The 13,388-nt window shown below is 28.3% G+C and carries 10 protein-coding genes; all 10 read right to left on the minus strand.

Going from position 1 to position 13,388, the window contains the following annotated elements; all coding sequences use genetic code 11:
- Positions 1-132: 132 nt before the first annotated feature.
- The 10 genes from rny to OW763_RS06135 all read right to left on the minus strand — a co-directional run bounded on the left by rny (position 133) and on the right by OW763_RS06135 (position 13,320).
- Positions 133-1,653 carry a ribonuclease Y gene (gene rny, locus OW763_RS06090; RefSeq protein ID WP_418921797.1) on the minus strand — a complete coding sequence of 507 codons (1,521 nt, stop codon included), beginning with the start codon at positions 1,651-1,653 and terminating at the stop codon, positions 133-135.
- A 301-nt stretch (positions 1,654-1,954) separates the two neighbouring features.
- Positions 1,955-2,995: a recombinase RecA gene (gene recA / locus OW763_RS06095; protein ID WP_268040191.1), complete on the minus strand. Its 1,041-nt coding sequence runs from the start codon at positions 2,993-2,995 to the stop codon at positions 1,955-1,957.
- A gap of 161 nt (positions 2,996-3,156) precedes the next feature.
- A complete protein-coding gene (pgsA, locus tag OW763_RS06100) occupies positions 3,157-3,699 on the minus strand; it encodes a CDP-diacylglycerol--glycerol-3-phosphate 3-phosphatidyltransferase (protein WP_268040192.1) in 543 nt (180 codons plus the stop codon).
- Positions 3,686-5,017 (minus strand): 30S ribosomal protein S12 methylthiotransferase RimO, encoded by a 1,332-nt coding sequence (gene rimO, locus OW763_RS06105; RefSeq protein WP_268040193.1) that lies wholly within the window; start codon positions 5,015-5,017, stop codon positions 3,686-3,688. The genes pgsA and rimO overlap by 14 nt, the downstream gene beginning before the upstream one ends.
- A 91-nt stretch (positions 5,018-5,108) precedes the next feature.
- On the minus strand, positions 5,109-7,442 hold the full coding sequence (locus tag OW763_RS06110; protein ID WP_268040194.1) for a DNA translocase FtsK: 2,334 nt from the start codon (positions 7,440-7,442) through the stop codon (positions 5,109-5,111).
- 103 nt (positions 7,443-7,545) lie between these two features.
- Entirely contained in the window at positions 7,546-8,235 is a 690-nt protein-coding gene (locus OW763_RS06115; RefSeq protein ID WP_268040195.1) for a ClpP family protease, read from the minus strand.
- Between the two features lie 59 nt (positions 8,236-8,294).
- Positions 8,295-9,500: an aspartate kinase gene (gene dapG / locus OW763_RS06120; RefSeq protein WP_268040196.1), complete on the minus strand. Its 1,206-nt coding sequence runs from the start codon at positions 9,498-9,500 to the stop codon at positions 8,295-8,297.
- A 16-nt stretch (positions 9,501-9,516) separates the two neighbouring features.
- Positions 9,517-9,765: a YlmC/YmxH family sporulation protein gene (locus OW763_RS06125; protein ID WP_336296884.1), complete on the minus strand. Its 249-nt coding sequence runs from the start codon at positions 9,763-9,765 to the stop codon at positions 9,517-9,519.
- A gap of 96 nt (positions 9,766-9,861) precedes the next feature.
- Entirely contained in the window at positions 9,862-11,160 is a 1,299-nt protein-coding gene (locus tag OW763_RS06130) for a M16 family metallopeptidase (protein ID WP_268040198.1), read from the minus strand.
- Between the two features lie 45 nt (positions 11,161-11,205).
- Positions 11,206-13,320, minus strand: a complete 2,115-nt coding sequence (locus OW763_RS06135; protein WP_268040199.1) for a polyribonucleotide nucleotidyltransferase — start codon at positions 13,318-13,320, stop codon at positions 11,206-11,208.
- Between the last annotated feature and the right edge of the window lie 68 nt (positions 13,321-13,388).

Here is a 13,388-nt window from a genome sequence, read left to right on the forward strand (position 1 = left end):
TATATTTCATCTAATATATTATTACACTTATTATTAATATAATTCTATAAAAACAAAATCCCTTTAAACTTGTTGTAATTATAAAAATCAACAAGCTTAAAAAGGATTTATGTCTTATGAAAAACATTAAAACTATTTTGCGTATTCGATAGCTCTAGTCTCACGAATAATATTAACTTTAATTTGACCAGGATATTCTAATTCATTCTCAATAGTTTTAACTATATTTCTTGCTATTTCGATACATTCAGCATCATCAACATCTTCTGGTTTAACTATAATTCTAACTTCTCTTCCAGCTTGAATAGCATAAGACTTATCTACACCTTCATATGAATTAGCGATTTCTTCAAGCTTTTCTAACCTCTTAATATAAGCTTCTAAAGTTTCTCTTCTTGCTCCAGGTCTAGCTGCTGATATAGCATCTGCTGCTTGAACAAGTACTGCTTCGATTGAATCATATTCAACATCGCCATGATGTGCCCCAATAGCATTTACTATTATTGAAGACTCATGGTATTTTTTAGCTATTTCAGAACCTATAAGAGCATGTGGCCCTTCTATTTCGTGATCTACCGCTTTACCTATATCATGAAGTAAACCAGCTCGTTTTGCTAGAGTTGGATCAATACCTAATTCAGAAGCCATAAGTCCAGCTAAATAAGCAACTTCTATAGAATGTTTTAAAACATTTTGCCCATAACTAGTACGATATTTTAATCTTCCTAGAAGTCTAATTAATTCCTGATGAAGACCATGCACACCTGTTTCAAAAGTTGCTTGTTCTCCTTCTTCTTTAATATCATTTTCAACTTCTTTTTTAGCTTTTTCAACCATTTCTTCAATTCTAGCAGGATGGATTCTTCCATCGATTATAAGTTTTTCAAGTGCTATTCTAGCAACTTCTCTTCTTATAGGATCAAAACCTGATAAAATTACCGCTTCGGGAGTATCATCAATAATTAAATCTATACCAGTTAAAGTTTCTAACGTTCTTATATTTCTACCCTCTCTACCAATAATTCTACCTTTCATTTCGTCATTTGGCAATGAAACTACATGTACTGTGCTTTCAGCAACATGATCAGCTGCACATCTTTGAATTGCACAAGAAATAATTTCTTTAGCTTTTTTATCAGCTTCTTCTTTTGCCTTATTTTCAATGTCTTTGATCATTATTGCAGCATCATGTTTAACTTCTTTACGAATTTCATCTAACAATATTTGTCTAGCTTCCTCAGATGTTAAGCATGATAACCTTTCAAGTTCTTGCCTTTGTTTCTTATAAAGTTCTTCTATACTAGCTTCTTTTTGTTGAATTTGTTGAAGTTTTTTATTAAGAGAATCTTCTTTCTTTTCAATAACATCGCTTTTTTTGTCTAGCAATTCTTCTCGTTGAATATTTCTTCTTTCTACTCTTTGAAGTTCATTTCTTCTTTCTCTTGATTCTTTTTCAACATCATTTCTAAGTTTATGAACTTCTTCTTTTGCTTCTAAAATCGATTCCTTTTTTATAGATTCAGCATTTTTATTAGCTTCTTGTATAATATTTTTAGCTTTAATTTCTGCTTCTGAAATTTTAGCTTGAGAAATATTCTTTCTCACATATATTAAAACCAAAATACATAAAAGTACAATCGCTAAAATTGCCAATATATATAGGGTATTTGCCAAATCAACACCTCCTTGCGCTATGCTATCTTAAATTATGCAAAAATAAATACTATTAAAGGCTAGAAAAGGTGTTTTATTTGATTATATACATTAATTACACATGTTAAACCAGTATTTGTATTCATTTTATATTATTTTTAAATTTATGTCAAGTTTATGAAAAAAATACCACGATTTTTTTTAAAATCAGGTTTTCAGTAAAAACTTTATTCATTGTTAGACAACATATATAAAGAATTAGCACTCTTTTTATTTATTGTTAAAGAGTGCTCAAACTATTTTATTTATCTTGTTTTTCTAAATTTTCTTTTTTAGGTTGTGCAATATCTCTCTTTGGCAAATTATGTTTGTCCCTTACTTTTATTTCTACTTCGTGTAAGATTTCAACATTTTCTTTTAAAAATCGTTTAGCATTTTCTCTTCCTTGACCTAAACGTGTATCACCATAAGAAAACCAAGAACCACTTTTTTGTATTATATCTTCCTCTACGCCCATATCCAATACATTACCTTCAAATGAAATACCAGAACCATACATTATATCAAATTCTGCTTTTTTAAATGGAGGAGCAACTTTATTTTTTACAACTTTTACTCTAGTTCTGTTACCTAAAAATTCATCACCTTGTTTAATAGTCTCAATTCTTCTTACATCAAGTCTTATAGATGAATAGAATTTTAAAGCTCTACCGCCGGGTGTAGTTTCTGGATTTCCAAACATAATCCCTACTTTTTCTCTTAATTGATTAATAAAAATAGTTGAACATCTTGTTTTACTAACAGAACCTGTTAATTTTCTAAGAGCCTGAGACATTAATCTTGCTTGAAGACCAACATGAGAATCACCCATCTCACCTTCAATTTCTGCTTTTGGAACTAAAGCAGCAACTGAATCTATAACTATAACATCTATTGCTCCAGAACGGACTAAAGCTTCACAAATTTCTAGTGCTTGTTCTCCTGTATCAGGTTGAGAAACAATTAAGTTATCAATATCTACGCCTAATGCTTTAGCATATACGGGATCTAATGCGTGTTCAGCATCTATAAATGCTGCAACTCCACCGTTTTTTTGAGCTTCAGCAACGATATGTAATGCTACTGTAGTCTTTCCAGATGATTCTGGACCAAATATTTCTATAATTCTTCCTCTAGGTATTCCACCTATGCCTAAAGCTATATCTAATGATAAACTTCCTGTAGAAATTCCTTCTACATTAAGTATAGTGTCTTCACCTAATTTCATTACTGAACCTTTTCCAAATTGTTTTTCAATTTGAGTCATAGCCGCTTGTAAAGCTTTCAATTTTTCATTATTCATATTTATCCCTTAAGGGTTCACCATCCTTTCAAGTTCGAACATTTGTTCTGTTAAAATTATACATCATTTTATCGTTAAGGTCAATACTTATGAATAAAAGTTCCTACTTTTATTCATAGGAACTTTTATTCATAAGTATTGACCTTATTTTAAGTTAGTAATCAGTTCTGTGTAACTAATGCTTTTTTATTTTTTACAAAATAGTCTACTCCTGAAATTATTGTTATAATTACAGCTGCAGTTAATATTACATACGTAGCATATTTTATAAATATATAATTATATACTAACGTAATTAAGCCACAAATTATTGCACTCATTTGTGTTACTGTCTTAATCTTTCCCCACCAACTAGCTGCAATAATAATGCCTTCAGATGCAGCTATGGTTCTTAACCCTGTTACAGCAAATTCTCTACCGATAATTATCATAGATACCCATGCTGGAATTATGCCATATTCCACTAAAGATATTAAAGCGGATGTTACAAGTAATTTATCAGCAAGTGGATCCATGAATTTACCAAACTTAGTTATTTCGTTTCTTTTTCTTGCAATATATCCATCTAGTTTATCTGTTATTGATGCTAATATAAAAATAATAGTAGCAATAATTATTGTACTAGGCTTATTTACCACCATAAAAGCAAGAAAAACAGGAACTAAAATGATTCTAATCATAGTAAGTTTGTTAGCAAGATTCATGATATACAACTCCTATCAAATCATATTCTAAAGCATCAGTTGTTAAAATATTTATAAATTCCCCTATATTTAATATATTATCACATTTGAAGAAAATTAATCCATCTATTTCTGGAGCCATTTCATAACTACGTCCAAACCAATAGTCGTCTTTTTTTCCTTCAATAAGCACCTTATATTTTTTACCTATTCTATTACTATTATTTTCTTTAGAAATTTTTTGCTGAAGTAACATTAATTCTTGTTCTCTAAGTTCTTTTATATTTTCTTCTACTTGATTTTGCATTTTAGACGCAGGGGTACCTTCTTCTTGAGAATATTTAAATACACCGAGTTTATCAAATTTTATATCTGAAATAAATTGTTTGAGTTCATTAAATTCTTCATCAGTTTCACCTGGAAATCCTACTATTATTGATGTACGAATACATAAATCACTAATTTTATTTCTCATTTTCAAAATATTTTTTGTAATAAGCTCTTTACTACTTTTTCTATTCATTCTTTTTAATACAGTGTTACTTATATGTTGAATAGGTATATCTAAATAGTTACAAACTTTTTTATTATTTGAAATTTCATTTATTAGTTCATCAGTAATTTCTTCAGGATAGCTATAAAGTAGTCTAATCCATTCAATACCATCAATTTCAGAAAGTTTTCTAATTAATTCAGGTAGTTTGTTTTCTTGGTATAAGTCAATGCCATATATTGTAGTATCTTGACCTACTAAAATAATTTCTTTAACTCCATTATGTACTAAATTTTTAGCTTCTTCAATTATTAAATTCATGGCTCTACTTCTATATTTACCTCGTATTTGGGGAATAATACAGTAAGTACAGAAGTTATTACATCCTTCTGATATACGAATATACGCAGTATGCTTTGGCGTAGTTAATATTCTTTTTCCTTCATTTATTTTTGAATTACTATATTCACATATACATATTTTATCGTTACTATTAAAAAAATTATTAATATATTCTTCTATTTTGTCATAATCATTAACCCCAAGCATAACATCGATTTCAGGAATAAGTTTATGAAGTTCTTTTGAATATCTTTGTGAAAGACATCCTGTTACCATAAGCATTTTACAATTTTGTTTCTTATGTTTTGCCATTTCTAATATAGTATTTATTGATTCCTCTTTTGAACTTTCGATAAATCCACAAGTATTTACAATTAAGATATCTGCCTCCTCGGGATTATTAACTATTTTATACTTTGTATCTAATGTACCTAGAATGATTTCAGAATCAATTCTATTTTTATCACACCCTAAACTTATAAGGCCTATTTTATATTTATTCACTTGATTTCCTCCTTAATAATAATTGATATTACTATAAAAATTATTGTAAATGTATTATCGTATTTTAACAAGTATTATTTAAAATTATTTATTAATTATCACTTTCAGGGATTTTATCAATTAATATATTTCTAGGTTTACTTCCATTTTTACCTGAGACTATTCCCTTGTTTTCCAGTTCATCTATTATTCTTGCAGCTCTATTATATCCTATTCTAAGCTTTCTTTGTAATAATGATGTAGATGCTTGTCCAGCTTCAAATACAAATTTTATTGCTTCATCCATTAATTCATCACAATCAGAAGCTTTTTTTTCAACTGAATTTATTTCTTTAATTATTTTTTCTTCATATTTAATACTATTTTCTTGTGTTTTTATAAAATCAACTATTTTTTCAACTTCTTCTTCTGAAATAAATGCTCCCTGTATTCTAATAGGTTTTGATTCTCCTACCGGATAAAATAGCATATCTCCTTTTCCTAATAACTTTTCAGCTCCAGCTGAATCTAATATAGTTCTAGAATCTATTTGACTAGATACTGCAAAAGATATTCTTGAAGGAATATTTGCTTTAATTACTCCAGTTATAACATCAACAGATGGTCTTTGAGTAGCTATAACTAAATGCATTCCAGCTGCTCTTGCCATTTGAGCCAATCTCCCTATATATTCTTCCACTTCTCCTGGCGAAACAATCATAAGGTCAGCAAGCTCATCTATTATAATTATTATCCATGGTAGTTTCTCATTTATTTTACCTTTATTATGTAATTCATTATACCCTTCTACATTTCTAACATTATTATCTGCAAATAAATTATATCTCCGAGTCATTTCATTAACAGCCCAATTTAAAGCACCAGCAGCTTTTTTAGGTTTGGTGACTACTGGAATAAGCAAATGTGGAATATTATTATACACATTAAGTTCTACTACCTTAGGATCTATCAATAAAAGTTTTACATCATTAGGAGAATATTTATAAAGCAAACTAACTATTAAAGTATTTATACATACACTCTTACCGGAACCAGTAGCACCTGCAATTAACATATGAGGCATTTTTGATAAATCGGAAACTACACAATTTCCTCCAATATCCTTTCCTAATGCAAACGCTATATTTTTATTAGAATTTTGAAATTCTGAATCCTCAATAACTTCTCTTAAAAGCACAGGTGATATGGTTTTATTTGGTATTTCTATCCCTACAGCACTCTTACCAGGAATAGGCGCTTCTATTCTTATTGTAGACGCAGCTAAACTTAAAGCTATGTCATCTGATAAATGTGTTATTTTACTAACCTTAACCCCTGCATTAGGTTGAAGTTCAAACCTGGTTACAGAAGGGCCACGGGTTACTTGGAGCACTTTAGCGTCTACTCCAAAGCTATTTAAGGTATCTTCTAGCTTAGAAGCAATATTTATTAACTCTTTTTTATTACTTTTATTATGCTTTTCTAAAGAATAATAGTTTAATAAATTTAAAGGTGGAAATTTATATTCAATTTTATCATAAGAATAATTTTCAATTATTTTATCATTTAATTTTAATTCATTATTTGTTTCTTCATTAGAATATTGTTTGGTAGCATATGCATTTAGATTTTCATTATCATATTTTGTAAATTTATCTGAAGATGTTTCAGCTATAACTTTTGGTTCTATTATCTGTATTTCATCTTCATTGTTACTAGATTTTATAAAATCTAAAACTTTCATTTTATTATTTAGGTTTTTTATAAATGATTGATGACCATCATTATCCTTAATTAAAACATTTTTAGAATTAGTTTTAACTTCTTTTAAAGGTTCTTCTTCTTCCTCTTCCTCTTGATCCTCTTTATTTTTATTAATTTTAAATTCATGTATTATATCACTTAAAGATATTTGAAATATCAAAATCAATGCAATAATATAAATAGACACTAAAATTATATAAGTTCCAATACTACCAAATAATTTATATAGAGGGACATCTATTAAGTAACTAAGAATTCCTCCATGAGTTATTTTTTCTTCATTGTATATTTTTTGGATACCCTGTAATACATTTCCTTCTGTATAATATTCATTTATAAGTATCATTTGTATAAATAATAGAGAATTTACAATTAACAGTAAAATGCCATAAAACCTTTTTTTAAAATTAACTTTTCCATTTTTAGCAATATAGCTTATGCCAAGAAATATTATTATAAATGGAAAAAAATACGATCCAATTCCCATAAATGATATTAATATCTTTTTTGAAGTTATACCTATTAATCCCGCCGATGATGAATTTGTTATAAAAACACTTAATATAATAAGTATACCTATAGTAATGAAAATTATTCCCTTAATATCATTTTCAAATTTTGATTTTCTCTTAGAGTTTTTTCTTCTACTATATTTGGTTTTCCGGCTAGTTTTTTTGGTCATTTGCATCACCTCTATTTTTTAGTTCTACATAAAATATAATTATCCTTTAATATTATTATATATTATAAGCATCGCAAGAAAACTAGCCGGTATTTATAAATTGTTAGCTAGTTTTTTTATCTTCTATCAGTTCATTCAATTTTTTAACAGCGTTGCTTATACCACCAACTTCATCAATTAAGCCATATTCTACAGCTTGTTGTCCTATTAAAATAGTCCCCATATCATTTAGTAACTCATCAGTTTGAAGCATTAATTGCCTTAATAAAGGCTTTTCTATTTTAGAGGTTCGAGAAATAAATTCAATAATACGTTCTTGCATTTTATTAAAATATTCGAAAGTTTGAGGTACTCCTAATACCAAACCATTCATTCTAATTGGATGTATAATCATAGTGGCTGATGGTGATATAAAAGAATAATCAGCAGAAGTTGCAAGTGGAACACCTATAGAATGACCACCACCAATAACCAAAGATACTGTTGGCTTACTTAAACTTCTTATCATTTCAGATATTGCAAGACCAGCTTCAACATCTCCGCCAACCGTATTTAGTATAATAAGTACCCCTTCTACAATTTCATTAGTTTCTATGGCCACTAATTGAGGAATAAGATGTTCATATTTAGTAGCTTTAGATTGAGGAGGCAAAGCAGAATGCCCTTCAATTTGACCTATTATAGGTAATACTTGAAATTTTTGAATTTGAGAAGGGACATTTGCTGTTCCTAATTCTTTTATCGAATCAATTTTTTCATTTTCATGTTCTGATTTTATTTTTTTTTCATTCATAGTTATCATTCCTCCTAGTAAGCTTAGTTTTTGCTTAAGAAGTAATGACTATTCATATTTTATTTGCAATCCAAATCAAATTCTTTATGAAGTGCATTTATTGCTGTTTTAGTATATTTTGATTGTATTAAACACCAAATAGTGGTATGAGAATCTGCTGTTTGGAGTACTTCTATATTTTCCTTAATTAATGGCTTTAATATTTTAGCCATAACACCAGGAATACCACGCATTCTAGAACCTATTACGGCTAGCTTACTACAATTATCAATATATGAATATTTTAGGTTTAAGTCATTCATTATACTATTAAATTTATTAATGTCTTTATTATCTATGGTGAATATTTTTTGGTTAGGAAATATATTTATTAAATCTATACTTATTAAATTTTTTGCTAATATAGGGAATAAATCGTAATAAATATCATTGTCAATATTTATATTTAATTCTACTTTTACTTGAATTCTATTATCCATATGAGTAATACCAGTTATAATATTTTTATTATCTATAGATCCTATATTATTAATAATTGTACCATCGCATTCATTCATTGTATTTTTAATTACTAAAGGTATATTACCTTTCATTGCAATTTCAACAGCTTTGGGATGAATAACTTTTGCACCTTGATCTGCAAATTGAAATACTTCAGTATAATTCATTTTTTTAATCAATGAAGCATTTTTCACAATTCTAGGATCTGCTGTCATTATACCATCTACATCGGTGTAAATTTCTACTGCTTCAGCTTTTAAAGCATTACCTAAAAGTGCTGCTGTTACATCACTTCCTCCTCTTCCTAATGTAGTTACAAATCCCTCTTCACTTATTCCTTGAAATCCACATATAATTGGAATTTTTTTATCTTTTAATATGTTTATAATATTTTCACAAGATACATTTTTTACAGAAGCATTATTAAATTCATTATTAGTCTTAATTCCAGCTTGACCTCCAGTTAAAGGAACTGAAGCTATACCGTATGAATATAGTTGATTACAAAGCACAACAGAGCTTATAACTTCTCCACAACTCATTAAAAGGTCTGAAGCTAGATAATTATCATTTTTAAATTTTTCAGTTAAAAGTGATAATAACGAGTCAGTTGCATATGGTTGTCCTATTCTCCCCATTGCAGATACAATTACAACCGGCAAAAAACCTTTTTGTTGAGCTCGAGCTATTTTTTCTATCACAAAATTTCTTTTTTCATGAGTAGAAACAGACGTTCCACCAAATTTTTGTATTAAAATTCTCATGATTGCCTCCATGATATTACTTACTAAAATTTTTAAGTTCAGATTCTTCTATATCTAGTATTATAGTTCTTGTACCAATTTTATTTACATATTCCCAAGGTACTTCCCAAAAAACATCACTACCAAAAAAACTAAAATGATGTTTAGTAGTATTATTAATTATTAGAAGTTTTAAATTACCATCTTTATCAATTATTGTGTCATTATCTGAAAGATAGTTATACTTCTCACCGTTATTAATATTAATTATCTCATACCTTTCCATGTCGCTATAAAATTTTATTTTATCATCATTCAAAGTTAAATTCCCTCCTCAGTGTATATCATAATATATATTATGATATACACTGAAATTATACCACTACAAATTTATCATTTTAGAATTTTTATAAGCAACTTGATTTTTTTCTAAGATATTCATAATTATTGTTTTGTCAAAATTATTTCCTACAAAAGCAGAATTTTGTATACCTAAATTAAAAGTTTTTTTCATGACTTCTTTAAGTTTTTCTTTATTTATTTGGTCAATTTTATTTATTACTTCAGTAGGAGTGACAATTTTATTTAAAAATAATGCAATACGACCATTTCTAAACATTCTACTACTAGTACTTTCTAATCCTAGAATAAAATTACCTTTTAATTGCTCCTTTATTTTTGAGATTTTATCATTACTAATATCTTGTTTAGAAAAATTATAAAGTTCTTCTTTTATATAATTTACTGCATCTACTGCATATACAGGATTTAGGCTAGTATATATATTAAGTGTACCCGCATTAATATAAGAAGAAATATAAGAATATATAGTATAACACATCCCAAGTTCTTCTCTTATTTTTTGGAATAATATAGATGAAGCTCCTCCTCCAAGAATTGTATTAAGCAGCATTAAGGGATAAACATCATCATTACCAACTTCAATACCAGGTATTCCTAAACTTATATGAACCTGCTCAAGATCTTTAATTTGAAATAAGTTATTTGTTTGAAGTTTTGGTAAGGAATAGTTAGTTATTTTTTTATTGTTACTATTCCAGTTTCCAAAAAATTTTTCAACTAAACGCTCAATATTGTTAGTATTAAAATTACCTGATATAGATACAACTGAGTTTTCCGGTATATAATATGAATCAATGTATTTTTCTAGCATATCTTTAGTAAATGAGTTTACTGTTTGTATATCACCTAATATTGGAAATGATATAGAATCCTTACCAAATGATGCTTTACCATGTAAATCCATTAATACATCTTCTGGATTGTCATTACTCATTTTTATTTCTTCAATAATAACTTTTTTTTCTTTTTCTATATCTTCTTCTGAAAATCTACTATTAAAAAGCATGTCAGACAACAGGTCTAATGATAATTCTAAATGTGTATCTAAGATTTTTGCATAAAAGCAAGTAGATTCTTTACCTGTAAAGGCATTTATTTGCCCACCGACATTTTCAATAGTTTCAACAATATCTTTGGCAGTTCTTTTTTCAGTACCTTTAAAAAACATATGTTCAATGAAATGAGAAATACCATTATTATTTGTATCTTCATTTCTTGATCCATTTTCAATCCAAAGTCCAACAGTAACTGAATTTATATAATCAATATGTTCTACTATTACTTTTAATCCATTATCCAATTTAAATAAATTATACATATGACCTCCTAAAATTTAATAAAATAAAAAGGCATCTCTGCCCTTCTACTTGTTATCAGTATTACTTTCTTCTTCTGATTCTTTAATAGCATCTTTTCTTGAAAGATTTATTCTTCCCATTGAATCGATATCTGTAACTTTAACTAATATCTCATCTCCTACTGAAACTATGTCTTCAACCTTATTTACTCGTTTAACATCAAGTTTTGATATATGGACTAAGCCTTCTTTACCTGGTAATATTGCAACAAATGCACCAAAATTAGAAATTTTAGTTACTCTACCTAGATAAATTTCTCCAACTTTTACTTCTTTAGCATATCCATTAATCATTTCTAAAGCTTTGTTACCACATTCATAATTTTCAGCAGTTACGAATACTGACCCATCATCTTTTATGTCAATTTTAACTCCAGTTTCATCTATGATTTTATTTATTGTTTTTCCACCTGGTCCTATAACATCTTTGATTTTTTCAGGATTAATAGTTACAGTAAATACTTTTGGTGCATATTTAGATACTTCTTTTTTGGGTTCAGAAATACATTCATTCATTACTTTTAATATTTCTAACCTTGCTTTTTTAGCATCATTTATAGCAGTTTTTATACAACTGTTTGATAATCCTGATATTTTAGTATCAACTTGTATTGCTGTAATTCCCTTTTCAGTTCCAGCTACTTTAAAGTCCATATCTCCAAAGAAATCTTCTAATCCTTGTATATCTGTAAGTATTTCTTCTTGCTGTAAATCTTCACTTGTAACTAGTCCCATAGCAATTCCTGCTGCTGGTCTTATAATAGGAACACCGGCATCAAGTAAAGCAAGAGTACTACCGCAAACACTTGCTTGAGAAGTAGATCCATTTGAACTCAATACTTCTGATACTAATCTTATAGCATATGGGAAATTTTCTTCACTAGGGATTAATGGTTCAAGAGCTTTTTCAGCTAATGATCCATGACCTATCTCTCTTCTATTAGGTCCTCTTAATGGTCTTGTTTCTCCTACACTATAAGATGGGAAATTATAATGATGCATATATCTTTTAGATGTCTCTTCACCTATGCCATCTATAGTTTGCCCTTCGTTTATAGATCCTAAAGTTGTTACAGTCATAACTTGAGTTAATCCTCTTGTAAACACTCCACTTCCATGAGTTCTTGGTAAAACACCTACTTCAGCAGATAAATTTCTTATTTCACTAAATTTTCTACCGTCCGGTCTTCTTTTTTCATTCAAAATCATATTTCTAACAATTTCTTTTTGAGTTTTATATACTACCTCATTTATATCAGAAATATTATCAGGATATTTTTCAGCAAATTCTTCGCTGATTTTTTCTTTAACTTTATCCATAGCTTCATTTTTAGCAGCTTTTTCAGTTATATACATAGCATCTTTTATCATTTCAAAAGCAAAATCTTTTACTTCTTTTTCTATTTGTTTATCTGCAGTATACATTTCAACTTCAATTTTAGTTTTACCATATTTTTTCATGACTTCTTCTTGGAACTGAGCTATTTTTTTACATTCTTCAAATCCGAATATTATAGCATCATACATTACATCTTCTGGAACTTCCTTGCCACCTGCTTCTATCATCATAACTCTATCTTTAGTAGCACAAACTGTTAAGTCTAAATCACTTTCTTCTCTTTGTTTTGAATTAGGATTTATTACAAATTCACCATTAACAAGTCCTACAGATACAGTTCCAACAGGAGTTGTGAATGGTATACTAGATAGACATAAAGCTAAAGATGCTCCATTCATTGCTAATATATTTGGTAAATTATCATGCTCAACAGACACGACAGTACATACTATTTGAACATCATTTCTAAATCCTTTTGGGAAAAGCGGTCTTAATGGTCTATCAATGGCCCTAGCGTTAAGAATAGCTTTATCAGAAGGTTTACCCTCTCTCTTTATAAAACCTCCTGGGATTTTTCCTACTGAATATAGTCTCTCCTGGTATTCTATACTTAATGGAAAAAAATCAATACCCGCTCTAGGACTCTCTGATACATTAGCATTAACCAATATTACAGTATCACCATAGCTTATTTTTAAAGCGCAGTTTGAAAGCATACCTAACTTTCCAAATTCGCCTATTAATTTTCTACCAGCAATAGTTGTTTCAAAAACATTATTCATTTTTTTACCTCCCTTCAATATGTAAACCTAATAATATTATTACCTATTATAACTAATTTAATAAAATA

The sequence above is a fragment of the Clostridium aestuarii genome (assembly GCF_026735135.1).
Taxonomy (GTDB): domain Bacteria; phylum Bacillota; class Clostridia; order Clostridiales; family Clostridiaceae; genus Clostridium_H; species Clostridium_H aestuarii.